Origin of the sequence: Spiribacter roseus (genome assembly GCF_002813635.1) — a bacterium.
GTDB lineage: Bacteria > Pseudomonadota > Gammaproteobacteria > Nitrococcales > Nitrococcaceae > Spiribacter > Spiribacter roseus.
The window spans coordinates 1,007,430-1,028,873 of record NZ_CP016382.1; the positions used below are offsets into that span (position 1 = coordinate 1,007,430).

22 protein-coding genes and 1 riboswitch are annotated in these 21,444 nt (G+C 66.9%); of the genes, 11 read left to right on the plus strand and 11 right to left on the minus strand.

Annotation, left to right across the window (positions count from 1 at the left end; all coding sequences use genetic code 11):
• The first annotated feature begins 2 nt into the window (after window positions 1-2).
• Window positions 3-359, plus strand: coding sequence for a thiol-disulfide oxidoreductase DCC family protein (locus tag BBH56_RS04985; protein WP_144348411.1), 357 nt, complete (start codon window positions 3-5; stop codon window positions 357-359).
• Here BBH56_RS04985 and BBH56_RS04990 read toward each other — a convergent pair.
• Genes BBH56_RS04990 through BBH56_RS05000 form a run of 3 tightly spaced genes read right to left on the minus strand, consistent with a single transcriptional unit; the run spans window position 356 to window position 4,106 of the window.
• Entirely contained in the window at window positions 356-1,468 is a 1,113-nt protein-coding gene (locus tag BBH56_RS04990; RefSeq protein ID WP_144348412.1) for a mandelate racemase/muconate lactonizing enzyme family protein, read from the minus strand. The genes BBH56_RS04985 and BBH56_RS04990 overlap by 4 nt on opposite strands.
• Window positions 1,465-2,616 carry an iron-containing alcohol dehydrogenase gene (locus BBH56_RS04995; RefSeq protein ID WP_144348413.1) on the minus strand — a complete coding sequence of 384 codons (1,152 nt, stop codon included), beginning with the start codon at window positions 2,614-2,616 and terminating at the stop codon, window positions 1,465-1,467. Before BBH56_RS04995 ends, BBH56_RS04990 begins: the two co-directional genes overlap by 4 nt.
• Complete coding sequence (locus BBH56_RS05000) at window positions 2,613-4,106, minus strand: aldehyde dehydrogenase family protein (RefSeq protein ID WP_144348414.1); 1,494 nt, start codon at window positions 4,104-4,106, stop codon at window positions 2,613-2,615. The genes BBH56_RS04995 and BBH56_RS05000 overlap by 4 nt, the downstream gene beginning before the upstream one ends.
• A gap of 128 nt (window positions 4,107-4,234) precedes the next feature.
• On the opposite strand from BBH56_RS05000, the gene BBH56_RS05005 reads away from it, so the two are divergent.
• Both BBH56_RS05005 and BBH56_RS05010 read left to right on the plus strand, forming a co-directional pair.
• Window positions 4,235-5,140 (plus strand): LysR substrate-binding domain-containing protein, encoded by a 906-nt coding sequence (locus BBH56_RS05005; RefSeq protein WP_144348415.1) that lies wholly within the window; start codon window positions 4,235-4,237, stop codon window positions 5,138-5,140.
• Entirely contained in the window at window positions 5,133-5,846 is a 714-nt protein-coding gene (locus BBH56_RS05010; RefSeq protein WP_144348416.1) for a glycosyltransferase, read from the plus strand. Before BBH56_RS05005 ends, BBH56_RS05010 begins: the two co-directional genes overlap by 8 nt.
• On the opposite strand, the gene BBH56_RS05015 is transcribed toward BBH56_RS05010, so the two are convergent.
• Complete coding sequence (locus BBH56_RS05015; RefSeq protein ID WP_144348417.1) at window positions 5,818-7,074, minus strand: D-amino acid dehydrogenase; 1,257 nt, start codon at window positions 7,072-7,074, stop codon at window positions 5,818-5,820. The two genes, BBH56_RS05010 and BBH56_RS05015, sit on opposite strands and share 29 nt — an antisense overlap.
• A 154-nt stretch (window positions 7,075-7,228) precedes the next feature.
• Window positions 7,229-7,319, minus strand: a riboswitch (glycine riboswitch).
• A 50-nt stretch (window positions 7,320-7,369) separates the two neighbouring features.
• Between BBH56_RS05015 and BBH56_RS05020 the strand changes: the two genes are divergently transcribed.
• On the plus strand, window positions 7,370-7,963 hold the full coding sequence (locus tag BBH56_RS05020; protein WP_157809097.1) for a YqiA/YcfP family alpha/beta fold hydrolase: 594 nt from the start codon (window positions 7,370-7,372) through the stop codon (window positions 7,961-7,963).
• Here the strand turns inward: BBH56_RS05020 and BBH56_RS05025 are convergent.
• Both BBH56_RS05025 and BBH56_RS05030 read right to left on the minus strand, forming a co-directional pair.
• The gene (locus BBH56_RS05025; protein ID WP_148122136.1) at window positions 7,935-8,816 is read right to left on the minus strand and encodes a copper resistance D family protein; all 882 of its coding nucleotides are present in this window, start codon (window positions 8,814-8,816) and stop codon (window positions 7,935-7,937) included. The two genes, BBH56_RS05020 and BBH56_RS05025, sit on opposite strands and share 29 nt — an antisense overlap.
• Entirely contained in the window at window positions 8,817-9,179 is a 363-nt protein-coding gene (locus tag BBH56_RS05030) for a copper resistance CopC family protein (protein WP_144348420.1), read from the minus strand.
• Window positions 9,180-9,278: 99 nt separating this feature from the next.
• Between BBH56_RS05030 and BBH56_RS05035 the strand changes: the two genes are divergently transcribed.
• Genes BBH56_RS05035 through BBH56_RS05050 form a run of 4 tightly spaced genes read left to right on the plus strand, consistent with a single transcriptional unit; the run spans window position 9,279 to window position 13,114 of the window.
• Window positions 9,279-9,665, plus strand: coding sequence for a DUF2237 family protein (locus BBH56_RS05035; RefSeq protein WP_110882593.1), 387 nt, complete (start codon window positions 9,279-9,281; stop codon window positions 9,663-9,665).
• A gap of 15 nt (window positions 9,666-9,680) precedes the next feature.
• Window positions 9,681-11,231, plus strand: a complete 1,551-nt coding sequence (locus BBH56_RS05040) for a BCCT family transporter (RefSeq protein ID WP_144348421.1) — start codon at window positions 9,681-9,683, stop codon at window positions 11,229-11,231.
• 12 nt (window positions 11,232-11,243) lie between these two features.
• On the plus strand, window positions 11,244-12,323 hold the full coding sequence (locus BBH56_RS05045; RefSeq protein ID WP_148122137.1) for a flavin monoamine oxidase family protein: 1,080 nt from the start codon (window positions 11,244-11,246) through the stop codon (window positions 12,321-12,323).
• A 5-nt stretch (window positions 12,324-12,328) separates the two neighbouring features.
• Window positions 12,329-13,114, plus strand: a complete 786-nt coding sequence (locus BBH56_RS05050) for a hypothetical protein (protein WP_318262493.1) — start codon at window positions 12,329-12,331, stop codon at window positions 13,112-13,114.
• Here the strand turns inward: BBH56_RS05050 and BBH56_RS05055 are convergent.
• Together BBH56_RS05055 and BBH56_RS05060 are read right to left on the minus strand one after the other, a co-directional pair.
• Window positions 13,111-14,067: an MBL fold metallo-hydrolase gene (locus BBH56_RS05055; RefSeq protein WP_148122139.1), complete on the minus strand. Its 957-nt coding sequence runs from the start codon at window positions 14,065-14,067 to the stop codon at window positions 13,111-13,113. The genes BBH56_RS05050 and BBH56_RS05055 overlap by 4 nt on opposite strands.
• A gap of 13 nt (window positions 14,068-14,080) precedes the next feature.
• Complete coding sequence (locus BBH56_RS05060; protein WP_144348425.1) at window positions 14,081-14,641, minus strand: biotin transporter BioY; 561 nt, start codon at window positions 14,639-14,641, stop codon at window positions 14,081-14,083.
• Window positions 14,642-14,758: 117 nt separating this feature from the next.
• On the opposite strand from BBH56_RS05060, the gene BBH56_RS05065 reads away from it, so the two are divergent.
• Window positions 14,759-15,841, plus strand: coding sequence for a TRAP transporter substrate-binding protein (locus tag BBH56_RS05065; protein ID WP_069134031.1), 1,083 nt, complete (start codon window positions 14,759-14,761; stop codon window positions 15,839-15,841).
• A gap of 1 nt (window position 15,842) precedes the next feature.
• Here BBH56_RS05065 and BBH56_RS05070 read toward each other — a convergent pair whose 3' ends face one another.
• From BBH56_RS05070 to BBH56_RS05080, 3 genes are read right to left on the minus strand one after another with little or no spacing between them, the layout of a single operon-like run.
• A complete protein-coding gene (locus BBH56_RS05070) occupies window positions 15,843-17,213 on the minus strand; it encodes a TRAP transporter large permease (RefSeq protein WP_069134030.1) in 1,371 nt (456 codons plus the stop codon).
• The gene (locus BBH56_RS05075; protein WP_235011820.1) at window positions 17,210-17,752 is read right to left on the minus strand and encodes a TRAP transporter small permease subunit; all 543 of its coding nucleotides are present in this window, start codon (window positions 17,750-17,752) and stop codon (window positions 17,210-17,212) included. The genes BBH56_RS05070 and BBH56_RS05075 overlap by 4 nt, the downstream gene beginning before the upstream one ends.
• On the minus strand, window positions 17,749-18,891 hold the full coding sequence (locus BBH56_RS05080) for an iron-containing alcohol dehydrogenase (RefSeq protein ID WP_148122140.1): 1,143 nt from the start codon (window positions 18,889-18,891) through the stop codon (window positions 17,749-17,751). The genes BBH56_RS05075 and BBH56_RS05080 overlap by 4 nt, the downstream gene beginning before the upstream one ends.
• Before the next feature lie 252 nt (window positions 18,892-19,143).
• Between BBH56_RS05080 and BBH56_RS05085 the strand changes: the two genes are divergently transcribed.
• Together BBH56_RS05085 and BBH56_RS05090 are read left to right on the plus strand one after the other, a co-directional pair.
• Window positions 19,144-20,163, plus strand: coding sequence for an amino acid ABC transporter substrate-binding protein (locus tag BBH56_RS05085; protein WP_069134027.1), 1,020 nt, complete (start codon window positions 19,144-19,146; stop codon window positions 20,161-20,163).
• A 90-nt stretch (window positions 20,164-20,253) separates the two neighbouring features.
• A complete protein-coding gene (locus tag BBH56_RS05090) occupies window positions 20,254-21,441 on the plus strand; it encodes an amino acid ABC transporter permease (protein WP_144348428.1) in 1,188 nt (395 codons plus the stop codon).
• The last annotated feature ends 3 nt before the right edge of the window (window positions 21,442-21,444 follow it).

The following is a 21,444-nucleotide window of genomic DNA, read 5'->3' on the forward strand; positions in this document are numbered from 1 at the left end:
GGATGACACGGCCCACGCTCTACTTCGACGGCAGCTGCGGCATGTGCCGCCGCGAGATCGACCATCTGCGACCGCGGCTGAGGCACCGGATCGACCTGGTGGATATCAGTCAGAGCGGATTCCAGCCACCCGCCGGCTATCAACTTGCGGACATGATGGCTCAGCTGCACTTTCATGACGGCCGACGCATGCAGGTGGGCCTGCGCGCCTCGCTGGGCTACTGGCGCGTGGCCGGCGGGGGCTTCCGCTGGCTGGCTCGGGTGCTCACCCTGCCGGGGCTTTTCCAGTGCGGCGATTGGGCCTATAACCGCTGGGCGGCATGGCGCCTGCGCCGCCTGCGCTGCGAGCCACCGCGCTAGGGCGCCACCCGTGTCTGCGCCAGCCGCTCCTCGTCCAGCGTGATCCCCAGGCCCGGAGCGTCACCCAGATCGAGCCTGCCCTGCTCATCCGGCCGCACCGGGGTCAGCAGGGGAAAATCACGGCGCTCGGGTGTCCACTCGGGCGGGTCGTAGGGCAGCTCGATAAACGCCGTGCCAACACTGCCGGCCGTCAGATGCGCATTGGCGAGCAGCCCGATCCCATTCCCCCAGGTGTGGGGGGTGAACACGCATCCGGCGGCCGCGACCTGTTCGGCCAATGCGCGCAGATGCGTCATCCCCAGCGAGCACACGGCATCGGGCTGATAGACGTCCAGACAATCGCGCTCGAGCAGGGTCTGGAACTCGTGCCACTCGCGGGTCATTTCGCCGCCGGCGATCAGCAGCCGCGTCTCCCGGCGCAGGCGGGTCATGCCGGCGTAATCGCCGCGATGCAGCGGCTCTTCCATCCAGTGCACGCCGTAGCGCTCCAGCTCCCGAGCCACCTCCAGGGCCTGGGCATACGTCCACGGCGGCTGGGTGTCCCAAGGCATACGCCAGCCCTGGTTGCAGTCCACCATCAAGGTGAGCCCGTCGCCCACCGCGCGATGTACGGCTTCGAGCACCGCGAAATCCGCCTCCAGCGTGGATCGGCCAAAGCGGATTTTCATTGCCGGGAAACCCTCGGCAAGCATCCGGCGCGCCTGGTCGGCCATGGCGTCGGGCGTGCGATGCACGCCGCTTGAGGCATAACAGGCGATCGTCCCACCCCGACCACCGGCCATGCGCCAGGCGGACCGGCCCTCGATCTGGCCGACCAGATCCCACAGCGCGACATCCAGCGGCCAGGGCCGCCCGGCATGAAAACCGATATTGCTCAGCACCTCGGCATGCCGCTCGAGCGCGCATGGATCCTGGCCGATGAACAGATCCAGCATCTCCGACAGGCCGTGCATCGGATCGCCTGATCCGATGCCGACGCGGCCCTGGTCGTCCTCGACGCGCACGATGGTAGCGCCGAACCGACGGCGCGGGCGGGTATCCCAGGCGGCGGGGAACGGCGGATCCAGCGGCAGCACATGGTGACTGATGCGGATATCCCGGATACTCATGCCGCCACCACCTGTCGGGCCAGCCAGGCGAGGTCCGCATCCGCGGCAGGCCGCGCGTTATTCTGGATCATGGGCCGGTTGGGCTCGGCGGCCAGTTCGGCATGCAATGCCCCGGCGCTCATCGACGCGGGCAGTGAGCGCGCCGCCACCGCGTCGAACGCCAGTTCCGAGAGCCAGCCATCGAAGGCCTCGGCCAGATCGGCCGCCGTCCCGCCGGGTAGACCGAATGCCGCTGCGGCGGGCTGGTAGCGACCGGGATCGGCCTCAATGCTCCAGGCAAGGCTGGCCCGCAGACCCAGCGTGACGGCAATGCCGTGGGGGACGTGGTAGAGGCTGCCCAGGGCATGACCGATGGCATGCGCCATGCCGGTGCCGCCGCCATCAATGGCCAGCCCCGCCAGCGTCGCAGCCAGCTGCATGTCGGCGGCGGCGTGCAGGTCATGGGGATCGTGCCGATAACTGGCGAGCGCGCCGCGCGCCCGGCGTGTTGCCTCCAGACCATACGCCTCGGTGAAGGCCTGCCGGCTCTGCCCGGTCATGGCCTCAAGGGCGTGCACAAACGCATCAAGCCCGGTGCCAACGATCATATCCGGGGGCACACTGGTGGTCAGCGTCGGATCGAGGATCACGCTATCGGGCGCCATATCCGGCGCCCATGCCCAGAGCTTCTGGCCGGCCTGATCACTCACGATCGCCGTGTGCGTCACCTCGGAGCCGGTCCCGGAGGTTGTCGGAATCATCACCGCAGGCCATCGCGCGGGCGGGACGTTACGGCCCAGCACAAAATCCTCCGCCGGCAATGCACTGGCCGCGAGGCTTGCCACCAGCTTGGCGCTATCAAGGGCGCTACCCCCACCCAGGCCCACGATCACCGCATGATCAAGGCGGCGGGCACTGGCCACGGCGTCGTTGACGCTGGCAAGCGTCGGCTCGCCCGCCGGGCAGATCCACCGGGTCACCGGACGTCCCGGCGGCAGCGCGACTTCGAGGCGTTCCGCCATTCCCGCCGCGACCAGCCCTGCATCAACGATCAGCAGGATCGGCGCGGGGGTCGCCGGCAGGACCTCACCCAGGCGCTGCAGGGCATCAGCCCCGGCAACGATCCGCGGCGTGGCCGGACGATCCACGTGCAGTTCGAGGCCACTCATACCGCCACCCAGGTGGTCTTGAGCTCGGTGTACTTATCGAAGGCATGCAGCGAACGGTCCCGACCGATCCCCGACTGCTTGTAACCGCCGAACGGTGTCGCCACCGACGCCATGTCATAGCAGTTGACCCACACGGTGCCCGCCTGCAGCCGCCGGGCGGCCCGGTGGGCATCGCTCAGGCGGTCGGTCCAGACCGCCGCCGCCAGGCCATACTCCGAATCGTTGGCGATACGCACCGCCTCGTCCAGACCGTCGCACTCCATCACGGCCAGTACCGGGCCGAAGATCTCCTCGCGCGCCGCCTGCCCGGTCCGATCGATGTCACGGAGGATGGCCGGGCGCATGAACGCACCCCCCTCGATCCGCTCGATGACCTCGCCGCCGATCACACGACCTCCCCCACGGCGCACGGCGTCGAGATAGCCCTGTACCCGGTGCAGATGATCGGTCGAAATCATCGCCCCCATGACGGTGGCATCATCCAGCGGATCGCCCGGTTCAAACTGCCCCATCAAGGCCTCAACCCGCTCGAGCAACGCATCGGCCACCCGCCGGTCAACAATCAGTCGCGAACCGGCATGGCAGGTTTCGCCCTGGTTGTACCAGATGCTCCAGGCAATGGCCTCGGCGGCCGCATCCAGCTGCTCGCACTCGCGGGTGACGATCTGCGCCGACTTGCCACCACACTCGAGCCCGACCTTTTTCATGTTCGACTCGCCGCTGCGGACCAGCAGCCGCTTGCCGATCTCGGTCGACCCGGTAAACGCGATGGCCTGGACCTGGTTGTGTCCGGCCAGCGCGTCGCCGGTGACATGTCCCCGGCCCGGCAGGACCTGGAACACCCCTGCCGGAATCCCGGCCTCGGCCGCGATCTCGCCCAGCAGCAGACTGGCCAGGGTGGACTCCTCGGCCGGTTTGAGGATGACGCTGTTGCCCGCGGCGAGCGCTGGCCCGATCTTCCAGCTGGCGATGATCAGCGGATAGTTCCACGGCACGATGGCGGCCACTGTGCCCACGGGCTCACGCCGGATGGCGATGACCGCGTCGTTACCGCCGGGCGCCATTTCGTCATACAGCTTGTCGAGGCACTCGCCGTACCACTGGATGGTCCCGGCGCAGGCCGGCACATCGACGGCCTGCGTCTGGCTGATGGGTTTGCCGGTCTCGAGGGTCTCGAGCAACGCCAGGCGCTCGGCATTGGCGCGGATGCCCTCGGCAAACCGCAGCATGACCGCCTTGCGCTCGGCCGGATCGCGATCCGCCCAGACGCCGGCCTCAAAGCGCGCGGCCGCAATATCCACGGCATCATCGACATCCGCCGCCGTCCACTCGTCCACCGGCGTCAGGACCTGACCGGTGGCGGGGTTCTCGGCATTGAACGTCGCACCGTGACGCGACGCCCGGTAGCGGCCGTCCACAAACGCCTGGGTGGGGAGCTCAACGGCCGCGGCGGCGGCCCGCCAGTCGGTCGGGGTTTCAGGAGCGGTCATGATATCGGCCCATCCTTTGCGCTGAAGTAAACGCGGCCAGTAGTATCAGCGCGTCTGATGCCGACTCAATCGATAAAATTGCAGGTTCAAATTGCGTTTTACTCAAGTCCGATCCGACAAGGCCATCCATGCCGACTGACCTGCCGTCACTGAATGCATTGAAGGCGTTCGAGGTGGTGGCCCGCTGCCGCTCGATCACCCGGGCGGCCGCCGTGCTGCATGTCACGCCCGGTGCCGTATCGCGCCAGCTCAAGCAGCTCGAGCGTGAACTCGGCGAGACACTGGTGATTCGCGGGCCGCGGCAGACAGGCCTGACACCCAGCGGCGAGCGGTTGATGGAAACCGTGGCGGCGTCGCTCGAGCAGATGCGCCAGACCGTGAGCGATCTGCGGGCGGGCCGTCACCGCCGACGGCTTGCGCTCAACATCCCCAGCACCCTCGCCAGCCGCTGGGTGATGCCCCGGCTGCATCGCCTGCGGGCGCAGGACCCCGCGCTGGTCCTGTCGATCCGCACCGAGACCAAGGATCGACTGTCCCAGCGCGATGAGCTGGATGCCGCCATCCGCTTTGGCACCGGCGACTGGCCCAACCTGCACAGCAGCCACCTGTTCTCGGAGGAGCATGTGGCGGTGGCAGCGCCGGGGGTCCAGCAGGCGCTGACCCGACGTGACGGCACGGTCGTGCTTGGCGAAGCGACGTTACTGCATGTCCTCAAGCGCGAGGGACGGTACCTGTCCTGGCAGCACTGGCTGGATGCCGCCGGCATCGACGGCGTGGATGCCGGCAAGGGGTTCGAGTTCGATACCCTCGACCTCGCCATCGAGGCGGCCATCGCAGGCCTGGGGGCGGCCATCGCCGACTGGCACATGGTGGCCGATGACCTCGCCGCCGGGCGTCTCGTGCAGCTGTTTGAAACCCGCGTGCCCGGTACCCGGTCATACTGGTGGGTACGCCCGCCCGAGGCCTCCCCCACCGGCGCGCTCGAGACATTCGAGCGCTGGCTTCGCGCAACGCTGGAGACCCACCATGCCTGAGCTGTCGGTCATCATCCCGGCCTGGAATGAGGCCGCCTACCTGCCCGACACCCTGCAGACCCTGCAGGACTCCCTGTGCGCGTGCCGGCTCGAGGCGGACATCATCGTGGTGGACAATGCCTCCACCGACGCGACGGCCGCGATCGCCGCCGGGGCGGGTGCCCGGGTGGTGCATGAACCCGAACACCGGATCGCCCGGGTGCGGAACGCCGGTGCCGAGGCCGCCGCCAGCGACTGGTTACTGTTCGTGGATGCCGACACACGCGTCACGCCGGCGGCGCTGCAGGCAATGCGGGCGGCCATGGATGAGGGCTGCGTGGGCGGCGGCGCGCCGATCGGCTTTGATCGCCTGGAGTCCGCCCCCCAGCGGCTGGGTCTGGCCGCCTGGAACGGGCTGTCGCGACGCCTGCGTCTCGCGGCCGGCTGCTTCGTCTTTGCCCGCGCAGCGGCACACGCCGCCATCGGCGGATTCAGCGAGCAGCTCTACGCCGGCGACGAGATTGGTTATTCGCGCCGGCTCGACCGCCTCGGCCGCCCGCGCGGCCGGCGTTTCATGATCCTCGACTGCCCGCCCGTGATCAGCTCGGCCCGCAAGATGGACTGGTTCCGGCCGTGGCAGCATGCGCTGGTGCTTGCCACCTTTGTCCTGTTCCCATGGGCGGGACGGTTCAAGCGGCTCAGCTGGTTCTGGTACCGGCGGCCCTGACCCCGGATACCGGGACCGACGGCGCCGCGGCCGCCTCGACGGTCTCGGCGACCTGCTCGGCGGTGATGGCGGATAACGTCCAGCCCAGATGGCCATGGCCGGTGTTGTAGAACACACCAGGGCGCCGGCCCGCTCCCACCCGCGGCATCATGTCCGGCATCATTGGCCGCAGGCCGGCCCAGGGCACCGCCTGGCGGGTACTCACCCCCGGAAAACAGGTCTCAACCCACTTCAGCAGCGGCTCGATCCGGTCCTGGCGGATGTTGCGGTTATAACCATTGAACTCGGCCGTGCCGGCAACGCGGAAGCGGTCGGCACCCAGCCGGCTTGAGACGAGCTTGGTCTCGTCGTCGAGCAGGCTCATCCACGGCGCCGCTTCCCGCGACGCGGCATCCTCCAGATTGACCGTGATCGAATAGCCCTTGACCGGGTAGACGTTGACGCGATCACCCAGGCGGGTCGCGAGCCGGCGACTGGCGACACCCGCACAGACCACCACGCCGTCGAAGGATTCGCGCCCGCCGTCAGTCTGCACCCAGGCCCCGGAGCCGGCCGTGCCGAGATCCTCGATGGCACACTCATACCGCATCGACACCCCGCGGGCCTCGAGCACCTGGGCCAGTCCGTGGGTAAACTTGTGGATGTCGCCGGTGGAATCGCTTTCGGTATAGAAGCCGGCGTAATAGTCGCCGGCGAGGTTGGGTTCAAGCTGGCGCATTTCCTCAGGTGATACGGCGCGTCGCTCGAGCCCGCCGGCGGCGAGGAGGCGGGTGACCTGCGCGGCGTGGTCAAAGTCGGCCTGCTGGCGGTAGATATGCAGGATGCCGCGGCGCTCAAGATCAAAATCAATGCCCTCGCGGCGACCCCAGTCGAACAGATAGTCCCGCGCCTCGATGGCGAGCCGGGCGGTTTCCGTGGTGTTGTGGGCGTAGCGCCGGGTCGCGGCGACAAACTCGGCGAACCAGCTGAGTTTGTGCCAGGAGGGTTTGGGGTTGACCAGCAGAGGCGCGTCCGAGCGCAGCATCCAGCGCAGGCCCTTGACGATGGTCGGCCAGTGATTCCAGACCTCGGCATTGGACGCCGAGAGCTGCCCGCCATTGGCGAAGGAGGTTTCCATGCCCGCGTAGCGGTTACGCTCAAACACCGTGACGTCGAAGCCGCGGTTGGTGAGCGCATAGGCCGTGGTGATGCCGGTGATTCCGCCGCCGATGACTGCAATGTGGTTCATCGTCGTACTCCCAGTCAGGTTGTGTGCACCCATCGCCTTGTGGCGATCCGTGCCCCTTCCGTCCTGGTGCCTGAGAGATTGACGAAGCGACCCGGCGCTTCGCTTGCTCCTTCGGCGAGTCGAACCCTACGGCCGACTGCTTTTCGGAATGATCAGCACGCAGACGGTCCGGTTGCCTGAGAGATTCCGGGGCGGTTGCTCCTTCGGCGCCGGCATCGAATGCCGGGCTCTCCCACCTGCGCTAGAATCAAAGTCTCCCGTCTTTGAATCCCGAATGCAATCACCGAGAGACTCAATGATCACGCTCAACTACCTGCACGGCTTCAACTCCGCAGCCCTCGAGACCGATACCAAAGTCGGCGAACTCGCCACCCGCTTCGGCGTTCATCGCATCAACTACGACAGTTTCGCCCCCCGCGCCAGCATCATCGAGTCGATTGCCGCGCAGTCCGTCGAAGGCGACACCACCGCGTTCATCGGCACCTCGCTGGGCGGCTACTTTGCGGCCGTCATGGGTCAGCGTCTGGCGTGCCCCGCGATCCTGGTCAACCCAAGCTGCGACCCGCACTGGGCGCTGGCGCATTACCGCGGCATGACCCTTGAGAATTACAAACTGCCCGATCAGCCACCGCAGACGCTGACCTCGGCGGTCGTCGACTCCTACCGGGACACCGCCCTGTCCACTGACCCGGCGGATTACCCGGTTCCGCCCCTACTCGTGCTGGATACCGGCGATGAACTGCTGGACGCCCGGGCCACCCACAAACGGTACGCGTCGCTGGGTGCGGCACTGGTGTTCGAGGGAGGATCCCACCGCTTCGAGCACATGCCCGAGGCCCTCGACGGCATTGAGGCCTATCTCAGCCGCTCGACCCGGTCAGCGTCGTGAAAGTCGCGCTCACCACCAGGATGAATCCAATCGCTACCGCTTCGACGTGCAACGACCGGCGCAGTCGCCGCCGCGCGCCGGGATGCCCGGCAACCAGTGCCGGTGTGTACCGGCGTTTGTTCAAGGCCGCCAACCATAGCACCCCGGCAAACGCGGCCAGCTTGAGCGCAAAGAGCTGGCCATAGGGTGTCTGCAGGGCAGCGACGATGCCTCCGGTGAGCTGGTCAAGGGTCAGCGCACCGGCCACCAGCAACAGCCCGACAGCCACCGGTGCCTTGTCACCAAAATCCTCGGCAACCCGCGCGGCAGCATTGCCGGGCTGATGGCTCAGGCGCTCGAGCGGCAGGAAGATACCCACCCAGAACGCCAGGCAGAGCATGTGAATGGCCAGCAGGAGATTATCCAATGCGCCGGGCGTGTTGCTGACATGACCACCGACGGCAAACGCTCCAACGATCAGCGCAACACCTGCCAACGATACGGCGGCTCCGCTCGCGCCACGCATCAACCCACCGACCAGCAACACGGCACCGAGGCCCTCCAGGCCCAGTGCCTTTCCCAGCGAGCCCGTGGCCAGCAGGCCCAGTAGCTGAACATCGACCGCGGCCGTCCAGTCATTGCCGGCGAGAAAGACTGCCTCCAGCATCAGCTGGGCCATCAGTGCAAACAGGATGACCGGTACCAGAGCGGCCGCAAGCCGACGCAGAAACCGGCGCTCCTTCAACGGCACGCCGTCGATGGTCAGGCCGACCAGAATGGACCCCGCCGCCACCAGCAGAGCGCCATAAGTGATCGCCTTGAGGCTGATGACAACGCCATCGAAAGCGGTCGCGTCGGCGATGACTTCGAGCACTCAGCGCTCACTCACCGTAAAGCTGAGCGCCGCCGACAGGGTGTGTGCGTCGCCGGACAGGCCGCGCCATTCGAGGGTGTAGTCGCCAGCCGGCAGATTCGGCGGCTCGACGACAAGGCGGTCACTCGCCGAGCGACCGGCCATGGCGCTCACCGCGTAGTCGGTGCCGTCCTCGGCACGCAGCGTGACACTCACAATGCGCATGGGTGCGCTCAGCGCCACGGCGATGCGTTCCGGCGACTCGCCGACGGTTGCCCCATCAGCCGGTGTACTCGATGTCACCATCGAGTGGGCGTTGACGGATCCCGCTGCCAGCGACAGCAAAAGGGCAAGGGTTGCCAACGGCAGAACGAGTGACCTCATGAGTACTCCTGATACGATCCACGACGCTATTCTTGCAACCAATTGTAGGCACTCGACCCTGCGTAGGCAACCCGCATCCTGCAGGGGTAGACTGGGAACATGGATCAGTTCAAGAGCACCAACGTATTCGGCAGCGCACTCCAGCCCTGCGGGCAGGACCCGGTGACCGGGTTTTACCGGGATGGCTGCTGCAACACCGGCCACGCCGACGGTGGCATGCATACGGTCTGCGCCATCGTCACCGAGGCGTTCCTGTCGTTTTCACGCAGCCGCGGCAATGACCTGACTGCACCCGTACCATTCGCCGACTTCCCGGGGCTCAAGCCCGGCGATCGCTGGTGCCTGTGTGCCGGGCGCTGGCTCGAGGCCCATCGCGCCGGTGTCGCGCCGCTGGTCGACCTTGCGGCCACCCACGAAGAAACCCTCGCCGTGATCGGCTTTGAAACGCTCGCCGCCCATGCCGTCGCGGGCGATGATCACGACTAGACCGGGGCGGCGCTGATGCGCGACAAGCCGCGCGACGAGCGGTTCTTCGCCACCGTCAACCCGACGGTGTTCACCGCCTCGGCACTGATCGTCGGCGGGTTTCTGGCGTTTGGCATCCTGCTGCCCGCTCAGGCCACGGCGTTGTTCGAAGCCGTTCACGATCTCATCACCGCCTATCTGGGCTGGAGCTATCTGGTGGTGGTGACGTTCTTTGTCGGCTTTCTGATCTGGCTGGGGCTGAGTCGCTACGGGCGCATCCGCCTGGGTCAGCCCGGGGACCGGCCGCATTTTCGCTTCTCGGCCTGGTTCGCGATGCTGTTCAGCGCCGGGATGGGCATCGGACTGGTGTTCTGGAGCGTCGCCGAACCGATCCTGCATTACCAGAACCCACCGACCGGCCCCGGGGGCACGCGCGAGGCCGCCGGTCAGGCGATGATCTACAGCTTTTTCCACTGGGGACTGCACGCCTGGGCCGTCTACGTGGTGCTGGGCCTGTCAGTGGCATACTTCAGCTTCCGCCATCAGCTGCCGCTGACCATCCGCTCGATCTTCTACCCGCTGATCGGCGATCGGATCCACGGGCCCATCGGTCACGCCATTGATACGCTGGCCGTGTTCGGCACGCTGTTCGGGCTCGCGACCTCGCTCGGCTTTGGGGCAATGCAGCTCAACACCGGACTCAACGAGTTACTGGGGATGCCGGTGGGGCCTGTCTGGCAGGTGGGCATCATCGCCACGATCACCGGGTTTGCCGTGGTCTCGGTGATCTCGGGGCTTGACCGGGGCCTGAAATGGCTGAGCGTCTTCAACCTCAGCCTGGCGCTGCTGCTGCTCGCGTTCATCTTCATGGCCGGCCCGTCGCTGTTCCTGATCCGTTTTCTGCTCGAATCAGTGGGCGGCTATTTCCAGCAACTGGTGGGCCTGAGTCTGTCCACCGGGGCCATGCAGGGCACTCAGTGGCACGAGGACTGGACCATGTTCTACTGGGGCTGGTGGATCGCCTGGTCGCCCTTCGTCGGGCTTTTCATCGCCCGGATTTCCCGTGGCCGCACCATTCGCGAATTCATTGTCGGCGTGCTCGCGCTGCCGACGCTGTTCGTGTTCGCCTGGCTGACCGTCTTCGGCGGCACGGCCCTGCATCTGGAAGTCTTTGGCGGCAACGCCGGCATTGCCGCGGCGGTCAGCGAGGACACCACGGTGGCCCTCTACCGAACCCTCGACGCCCTCCCGTGGTCGACCCTCACGTCGGCGCTGGCGACACTGCTGATTGCCACATATTTCGTCACTTCGTCCGATTCGGGGACGTTCGTTGTCGACTCGCTGATCTCGCGCGGCGCGACGCACTCGCCGCGCCGCCAGCGGGTGATCTGGGGCATTACCGAGGGGGCGGTCGCCGCGACGCTGCTGTTGATTGGCGGTGAAACCGCGCTGCAGGGGCTCCAGACCGGTGCCCTGACCGCGGGCCTGCCAGTGGCGGTCATCCTGGTGGTCTGCTGCTTCAGCCTGATGCGCGCCCTGCGCTACGAATCGACGGAATCGGATATTCAGCCCATTGCGAGAAAATAGAAAAGGTGACGCATGATCGAGACCGAGCTGGCGATCGTCGGTGCAGGCCTTGCCGGCATGACGGCTGCGCGGACGGCGTTTGAAGCCGGCACCCGGCCGCTCATCCTCGAGGCGGGGCATCGCATCGGCGGGCGCATCGAGGGCCTGCCCGACGCCGATGGACGCGTAGTTGGCGATCTCGGCCCTTCGTGGGTGTGGCCGGCCTTTCAGCCGGGCATCCAGCGCTGGCTGGACCGCCTCGATCTGCCAGTCTTCGATCAGTACGAGCACGGCGACGCGGTCCTCGATGGGTTCGCGCCGACCCCCATGCGCCATCAACTGCCCGGGCAGTTCGGCATGGCGCGCATCGTCGGCGGCCCCAGCCGACTGGTCGAGGCGATGGCAGCGCCGCTGGACGCGGGTTGTTTCCACTATGGCTCACCGGTCGAGTCGATCCGCCAGCGTGATGACGGCCGCCTCGAAGTCCACCGGCAGTCCGGTCCGCCGGTGATTGCCGGGCAGGTTCTGGTGGCGGCGCCGCCCCGGCGGGTTGCCGAGCGCATCACCCTGCCTGCTTCGATCGATCCGGGACTCCACCGGGCCCTTGCCGGGCAATCGACCTGGATGGCAGCTCAGGCCAAGGCGATCATCCAGTATGCACACCCATTCTGGCGTGATGCGGGACTTTCGGGCCGTATCGCCAGCCGCGTCGGGCCGCTTTTCGAGGCCCATGACCACACCAGTGCCGAGGGCGATGCCGCGCTGTTCGGATTTATCTCGACCCCGCTTTCCGAGCGCCGGGGGCGATCGCTGGAGCAGCCGATCATCGATCAGCTCACGCGCTGCCTCGGGCCGCAGGCCGCGCAGCCCGAGGCCGTGGTGATCCGCGACTGGGCCATGGATGACACGGTCTGTTCCGAGGCCGATCGCCGCGAGCCACCGGCCCACCCCTCAGTGGGGCCTGCGACACTGCGGGCCCCGCACCTGGGCGGACGGTTGTGGTTCTGCGCAGCGGAAACGGCCGACCAGAGCACGGGCCTGCTGGAGGGCGCGCTGCTGGCCGGCGAAGCCGCCGCCCGAGGCGCTCTGGAGCAACGCCCTCAGGTGGCATGAATCCCATGCCGCGCTTCGACGCCTGTATCGGGATTGACTACTCGGGCGCGGCCACCGCCGAGCGCGGACTCACTGGACTGCGTGTCTACGAGGCCACTGCCGGCGGTTCCATCACCGAGATCCGGCCCACTCCGAGCGGCCGCCAGCACTGGAGTCGTCGGGCGCTGGCGGCATGGCTCGAGACGCGTCTGCTCACCGATGACCGCGTCCTCGTCGGCATCGACCATGGGTTCGCCTTCCCCGGCGCGTGGTTTGATGCCCATGGCGTGGCGCGCGACTGGGATGTTTTTCTCGACGACTTCTGTCGTCATTGGCCGACCGACCAGCCCGACACCCCCGTCGAATCCATCCGTCGGGGCGAATGCGGCGATGGCCTGGCCCGCCTCGGCAACGCACGCTGGCGCCGTCATACGGAGCATCCGGTGGGCGCGAAGTCGGTATTTCATTTCGACGTGCCGGGATCGGTAGCCAAATCAACCCACGCCGGGCTGCCATGGATCAATCGTCTACGCCATCGCCTCGGGCCGCGGCTGCATGCCTGGCCCTTTGATGGCTGGTCCATACCCGCGGACCGCTCGGCGATCGCCGAGATCTACCCGTCTTTATGGGCCGCCGACTATCCCCGCGACGGCCGGACGGCCGATCAACAGGACGCCTACAGCGTTGCCCGGGCGCTGCAGGCCGCCGATCAGAATCATCAGCTTGACGCCTGTTTGGAGCCGACGCTGGATGCCACCACCGCGGCGGCCGCAGCGTACGAAGGGTGGATCCTGGGGGTGACGGGCGTCTAGCCCGAAGCGCGGCGCGCCTTTTTCCGGCGCCAGTGCCAGAGGCCTTCCGCGGTCAGCCACAGATCCAGGCCAAAATCACGCTCAAAGGCGGCCCGATCCGCGCCGGCCGGCAATGCCTCGGCCCAGCCGCTGACGAGGCGCCGCTGAAGATCGTCCAGGGAGTCGCACTCAAGCGTCCAGTCAACGGCCGCATCCAGCAGGGTCTGGAGCCGGTCCGCGGCGGCGCGCGGTGCCTCGATCAAAGGGAAATGGGCCGGTGCCACGTAGCGCGGATCGATGTCACGGATGCGCTCGAGGGTCTGGCGATAGGCGTCAGGGTCGAACTGGGGGGGTGGCACGACGGGCACCAGAAACGGCGCGGCGCCCTCGGCATAGCCGGGATAACCCGCGCCGAAGGCGTCGCCGGCGATGAATACGGACCGGTCAGCGTCCAGCAGACTCAGGTGATGCCAGGCATGCCCCGGCGTGTGGATGACCTGGAGCTGCCTTGCGCCCGTCGCCACCATGGCGCCGTCCTCCAGCGCCACGATGCGCGTCGGGTCCACCGGGACGAGCGGTGCATATTCACGATCAAAGAAGGCGTCGCCGTAGAGCGCCCGGACGCCCGCCTCGAGCCGCCCGGGATCCACCAGATGGTCTACGCCCGAGGGATGCACCCCGAGCCGCGCTTCCGGCAGGGCCTGCATGAGCGGGCCGGCGCCCCCCGCGTGGTCCAGATGCACATGGGTGGGGATGACCCAGTCCACCGCCGAGCGGTCGAGTCCGGACGCGGCAAGCGCTTCGAGGATGACCGGGACGCTGTGGACGACGCCGGTGTCGACGAGGGCTGCCCGGCCCTGGTCGATGACCAGGTAGCAGGCCGTATGCGCCGGCCGCAGATAGCCGGTGTCGATCCGTATCAGGCCCGGCGCGATCTCCGTGGCGGCGGCGGTTGACGTTGTATCCCGCGACATCGCCGCCGGCCGCCTAGCGCCGCGCGATCCGCATCATGCCCCAGGCGACGAGACCGGCGCCGATGACCTTGAGAATCGCACCGGGGATGAACGGCACAAGGCCGGCAACCACCGCCTGCTCGGCACTGCCGACCCACACCGCAAGCCACGGCAGTCCCAGCAGATAGACCGGCAGGTTACCGATGCCCGCCGCGGCAATCGCGGTCAGCGGATGCCGGGCCCAGCCGTGAAACGCCAGCCAGCCAGCGACCCATGCCGCCGCCACCATGCCCAGCAGATAACCCCCCGTGGGACCCGCCAGATAGGCCGGCCCACCGCCGCCGACAAACACCGGCAGCCCCATCAGCCCCTGGGCCAGATAGGTCAGCACCGTCGCCGCCCCCAGTACGGGGCCATAGACCATGCCGAGGGCCAGCACCACAAAGGTCTGCATGCTGAACGGCACCGGCCAGAACGGGATCTCGACCCGCGCGGAAAGCGCCAGTAATCCCGTGCCCACCAGCACGCAGAGCGCCTGCCGGATGCGGTTGCCATTGGCCCAGTCGGATACCCGGGTGGGTGTGTAGGTCGTCATTACTGCCCCCTTATCTTGTTGGTCACTGACAGTAGCAAAACCGCCATCGCCCGTCAGCCATTGCGGCGGGTCCACAGCCGGCATTACGCTTGCCGTTTTAGGTTCGGAGAAAACGCAATGGATCGTCGAGGGTTCATCAAGGGCGCCGGCACCGGGCTGGTGGCCGCCGGCAGCATCAACGCGCCGGCAGTGATCGCGCAGCCGCGGCGCTTTCGGCTGAATATGCTGACGTCATGGCCGGCTTCGCTGGACAACCTCTACGGCACGGCCGAGTACTTTGCCGAACGCATCGAGGCCCTCACCGATGGGGACGTCCGGGTCCGCACCTCGCCGGGCGGCGCCGAGGTCGGACCGGTGGAGGTCTACGATGCCGTGTCCAGCGGCGCCTTCGAGGCCTGCCACACCGCGCCCTACTACTTCATCGGCAAGAATCCGGCGCACGGCTTTTTCACCTCGCTGCCCTTCGGCATGACCCTGGAGCAGCAGAATGCCTGGATGACCGCGGGCGACGGCCAGGCGCTCTGGGACGAGCTCAACGCCCAGGACAATCTGATCGCCTTTCCGGGCGGCAACACCAGTGCCCAGTGCGGTGGCTGGTTCAATGTCCGGATCAACTCGCCGGCCGACCTCCAGGGGCTGCGCATGCGCTTCCCGGGGCACGGCGGGCGTGCCATGGCCAAGGCCGGCGTGAACATCCAGCAGCTTCCCGGCGGCGAGGTATTCACCGCGATGGAGCGTGGCGCGCTGGACGCCGCCGAATGGGTCGGCCCCTACGACGACCAGATCCTGGGCATGCAGGACGTCGCCCAGTACTACTACCTGCCGAGCTGGGCCGAGCCCAGTGCCATGCTGGGCTTTTACTTCAACCTCGACGTCTGGAGCGGGTTCCCGGCCGATATCCAGGCGCAGATCCGTGCCTGCTGCGCCGAGGCGAACAACTGGATGGCGGCTCAGTACCTGGCCAAGAATCCGGTCGCACTCGAGTCCCTGAAATCGCAGGGGGTCGAGGTCCTCGACTTTCCCGACAGCGTCCTGGCCGCTTTCCGCAATGGCGCCGCGGCCGTGCACGAAGAGGACATGGACAACGAGGACTACGCCCGCATCTACCCCAACTGGTCGGCCTTCCGCGACCGGCTGCGCGGCTGGGATCAGGTGAACAGCTACCGGTACCGCGAATTCATCTACCGCGACGCCGACTGAATCAGCCGGCGAGTCCCGGCAGCCAGGTGACCAGGCCAGGGAAGGCCACGATCAGCACAAGCATCAGCAGCTGTATCCCGATGTAGGGCAGGATCCCGGCGTAAATGGCGCGGGTGGGCACCGCATCGGGCGTGACACCGCGCAGATAGAACAGTGAGAACCCGAACGGCGGCGTCAGGAACGAGGCCTGCAGGTTCATCGCGATCAGCACCGCAAACCACAGGGGACTCAGCCCGAAGCTCTCGGCGATCGGCGTCACCAGCGGGACCACGATGAACGTGATCTCGATGAAGTCGAGAAAGAACCCGAGGATGAAGATCGTCAGCATGACGAACAGGATGAAGCTCGTCTCGCCACCGGGCAGCGCCAGCAGAAAGTCTTCCACCAGCCATTGACCGCCCATGGCACTGAACACGGTGGCGAATACCGTGGCGCCCACCAGAATGGTGAACACCATCGCGGTCAGCCGGACCGTGGTGTCGGACACGGACAGCAGACTGCCGCGCGAGAGTTTGCCATAGGCGAGCGCCAGCAGCAGCGCCCCGAACGCCCCCATGGCGCCCGCTTCGGTGGGGGTGGCCAAGCCCACGAAAATCGTCCCCAGCACCGCGCCCACCAGCGCCAGCGGTGGGACCAGGCAGCGCAGCACCGCCAGCCACAGGGGGCCAGCCGGGCCGCGGTCGTCGGCACCCTCCGGCAGCGCCGGAGCAGCCAGGGGCCGGCGCCAGGCAACCAGCGCGATCCATGCCACGTAGGCGATGCCCAGTAACAGGCCGGGGATCAGCGCACCGACAAACAGGTCCCCCACGTTCACGCCCATCTGATCGCCGAGAATGATCAGGACAATGGACGGTGGGATGATCTGGCCCAGCGTGCCGCTGGCGGCGATGGTGCCGGTGGCGAGGCGCTGGTCGTAGCCGTATTTGAGCATGACCGGCAGTGCCAGCACGCCCATCGTGACCACCGAGGCGCCCACCACACCGGTGGCGGCGGCAAGCAGCATGCCCACCAGCACCACCGAGACCGCCAGCCCGCCGCGCAGCCGTCCGAACAGCCGGCCCATGGTCTGCAGCAGGTCCTCGGCAAGGCCCGAGCGCTCGAGCATGCTGCCCATGAAGATGAAAAACGGCACGGCAACCAGGGTGTAATTGTCCATGATCGAGCCATACACCCGCTGCGGCAGGATGCTGAGCCGGGCGACACGGAACAGCGGCTCCCACGGCAGGGCGATGCCCAGACCGGGCAGCCAGTCGCTGGCGATGAGCGTGAACAGCAACCCCGTCCCCGCCAGGGCGAAGGCGACCGGATAGCCGCTGAGCAGGAACACCAGCAGCACGGCGAACATGGCCAGGGGCAGAAGCTCGTAAATCATTGCGCCTCCCGCCCGGTCAGCGTGGCGGCGGCCTTGATCGCCTGACTGATCCCCTGGGCCAGCAACAGCGCGAAACCGATCAGGATGACGGTCTTGATCGGGTAGAGCGGCAACCCCCCGGGGTTAGGGCTGACTTCGCCCCGCGCCCAGGCCAGGGCGACATAGTCGACGCCATTGAGGAGCATGACCCCACAGAATGGCACCAGCGCGAGCAGCGCACCCAACAGATCCACCCACGCCCGCGTGCGGGCGCTGAATCGGGACTGGAGAATGTCGACGCGGATGTGCCCATCGTGGCGGAGCAGATAGGCGCTACCCAGCAGGAAGATCACCGCGAAAGCCTGGATCTGGCCCTCGAGCAGGGCGTTCGAGGACAGCTGCATGCCGAGCTCCGCGCCCAGATAACGGCCAATCACGTTGATCACCCCGAGGGCGATCATCAGCATCGCCACCCATCGCAGCGCCCGGCCCACCCGGTCGCTGAGCGCATCAATCATTCCTGAGAGCGTCAGCAGTCCGCGCATCACACGGCCACTCACCAGGCCGACTCCATCATCGCCACCAGGGTTTCGGCGGGCAGCACCACCGGGTTGCCCTTCATCGATGAGGACCGCTCGGCGGCCGCGGCAATCGCTGGCAGATCACTGCGCGCTAGCCCCGCCGAGCCCAGACCGGGCAGCCCCTGCGTACGGGACCACTGCGCGAGGTGATCAATGGCCGTGTCAGCCTCGCAACCCAGGGCGTCGGCGATCCACCCCTCCACCGCGCGGATCCGCGCGGCGGTTGCACCATGGGTGGCGGCGCGATTGGCCCGCAGGGCCGCTGGCAGCAATGCGCCGGCGATGGCGCCATGGGGCAGGTCGGTCATGCCGCCAAGCGGCCCGGCAAGGCCATGCACCGCACCCAGCCGGGCATTGGCGAGGGCCAGCCCCCCGGTCAGACTGACCCAGGCCATGTCGTCACGCGCGGCCGGATCCTCGCCCGCCATCAATCGCCGGAGCGCCGTCAGTCCCAGAGGAATCGCATCGCGGCAGAGTGCATCGGTAAACCGATTGGCCTGACCGCTGAGATACGGCTCAATCACCTGCGTCACGGCGTCGAGACCGCTTGCCAGGGTGACCGCGGCCGGTGAGTGATCGGTCAGGGCAGGATCGACGAGGGCCACTGCCGGGAGCAGACGCGGATCACGCAGTGACACCTTGCGGCGGGCCTCGGGCACGTCAATCACCGCGTTGCGGGTCGCCTCGGTGCCAGTGCCGGCCGTCGTGGGGAGGGCAATGAACGGCAGCGGCGTGGCATCCAACGCGGCACCGCCACCCACCACCTCGAGATAGTCCAGCACATCCCCCGCGGCCGGGATGAGCGCCGCCACCGCCTTGGCGGTATCGATCACGGACCCGCCGCCCAACCCCACGACCACGTCGACGTCGGCCTGACGCCCCAGCGCCACGCCGGTCTCGATGAGACCCACATCGGGCTCGTGGGGGCAGGCCAGGCACGCGCACCCGGTGCCCATTTCCGTCAGTCCGTCGACCAGCCACTGCGCCCGAGCGGCGTTGGCACCATGAACGACCAATGCCCGGCGGCCATGGGCGAACACGGTACTGACCGCCTCGACGGCCGTATCCCGACCAAACCGGACATGACGGGGCAGGTGCAGATCAAAGGCGGTGGACATGCGCTTCTCCGGGATTTTTCAAGCCGCCTATCGTCGCAGGCGGATGCCGGGTCGTCCATGCCATCAGATGCACTGTTTGTGTGCAGATCGCCCGGACTTGTCCAGACTGGTGCATCCGTGACATAACGGATCCCGGCACCGTTGACGGCCGCGGGTCGAGGAGGAGAGTCCACCCGATTGGCACGTAGTTTGCTTGAAACAGGGGTGCCGAACTGGCTTTGCACACCCTCGAGACAAAAGAGGAACGCGGGAATGAATAAGACAATCATCTCAATGGGCCTTGCCGCGACCGGGCTGCTGGCGTTTGCCGGCACCACACAGGCGGCCACCCTTCAGGACGTGCAGGATGCAGGGGAACTGCGCTGCGGCGTCAGCAACGGGCTGCCCGGGTTTTCACAACCCGACAGCAGCGGCAACTGGGCGGGCATCGATGTGGACACTTGCCGGGCCGTCGCGGCCGCGGTACTCGGTGACGCCGATGCCGTGGAATTCATCCCCCTGACCGCCGCGGAGCGTTTCACCGCCCTGCAGTCGGGCGAGATCGATGTGCTGTCGCGCAACACCACGTGGACGACCACCCGTGATGCGTCGCTGGGCCTGAACTTCACCGGCACCAACTACTACGACGGGCAGGGCTTTCTCATCAAGACCGCGCTCGGCGTCGACAGCGCCTACGACCTCGACGGGGCCGCGGTCTGCACCCAGGCCGGCACCACCACCGAGCTCAACCTGGCCGACTTTTTCCGGGCCAACGACATGGAGTACGAAGCGGTGGTGTTCGACACCTCCGAGGCGAGTGCCCAGGGCTTTGACAACAACCGCTGTGACGTCCTGACCTCGGACACCTCGCAGCTCGCGGCGCTGAAGACCCAGCTGACGGATCCGGATTCCGCCGAGATCCTGCCGGAGATCATCTCCAAGGAACCGCTGGGCCCCGTGGTCCGGCAGGGCGATGACGAATGGTTCAACGTCGTCAAATGGGTGCTGTTCGGGCAGATCAATGCCGAAGAGTACGGCATCACCTCGGAGAACGTCGAAGAGATGGAGTCCTCGGACAACCCGAGCGTGCAGCGTATCGTCGGCACCTCCGGCAACATGGGCGAGATCCTTGGCCTCGACGACGACTTCATGGTCGATGTGATCAGCCAGGTCGGGAACTACGGCGAGATGTTCGAGCGTAACGTGGGCCCGGACACGCCGCTTGGCCTCAACCGGGGCAATAATGCCCTGTGGACCGACGGTGGCATCCTCTACGCACCGCCGTTCCGGTAAGCGCACTACGGCGCAATGAAACCGCCCGGGCGTCGGATGCCGATGCCCGGGTGCTGACAACCCACTCACCCACGGCACAGGCCGGCAGTCATGAGCAGCGACCCGACACCGCTTAAGCCGGGCAACCCCAAACCCTGGAATGATCCGCGCGTCCGCTCGGTGGCCTTCCAGCTCATCGCAATCGCCGCCGTGGCCTGGATCGGATACAGCCTTTTTCAGAATACGATCAGCAACATGGAAAGCCGGGGCATCCGCACCGGGTTCGGGTTTCTGAATGAAACCGCCGGCTTCGGCATCATCATGAGCCTGATCGATTACAACGAAACCATGACCTATGCCCGGACCTTTCTGGTCGGGCTGACCAATACCCTGCTGGTCTCAGGGCTGGGCATTCTTTTTGCGACGATCGTCGGATTCATCGTCGGCATCGCGCGGCTTTCCACCAACTGGCTCGTGGCAAAGCTCGCGCTCGCGTACATCGAGATCTTTCGTAACGTCCCGCTGCTGCTGCAGATCTTCTTCTGGTACTTCGCGGTGCTCGGCACCCTGCCCGGCCCGCGGCAGGCCCTCGATGTCGGCGGTGTCGCCTTTCTGAGCAACCGCGGAATCATCATCCCCCGGCCCGTGTTCGAGGCCGGCGCGGGATGGATCGGCATTGCGTTGATCATCGCGCTGATCGCCTCGGCCGTGATGGTCACCTGGGCGCGCCGCCGTCAGGCCGCGACCGGCCGGATCTTTCCGGCGTTTCCCCTGGCGTCCGCGCTGATCCTCGGCCTCCCGGCGCTCGCCTACTTCGTCATGGGGCGGCCGGTGGGGTGGGATATTCCGGCCATGGGCGGATTCAACTTCTCAGGCGGCATCACCGCCATTCCCGAACTGGGTGCCCTGCTTCTGGCGCTGACGATCTATACCGCGACTTTCATCGCCGAAATCGTCCGCTCGGGCATCGTCTCGGTCAGCAGCGGCCAGACCGAAGCCGCCCTGGCACTGGGACTGCCGCCGCGACGCGTATTGCGACTGGTGGTCATCCCTCAGGCGTTGCGCGTGATCATCCCGCCACTGACCAGTCAGTATCTTAACCTGACCAAGAACTCATCCCTGGCAGTGGCCATCGGCTATCCCGACCTGGTCAACGTATTCATGGGCACGTCCCTCAACCAGACCGGTCAGGCCGTGGAGATCGTCGCCATGACCATGGCGGTCTACCTGGCGATCAGCCTGAGCATTTCGCTTCTCATGAACATCTACAATCGCGCCGTGGCGCTGAAGGAGCGGTAGCGA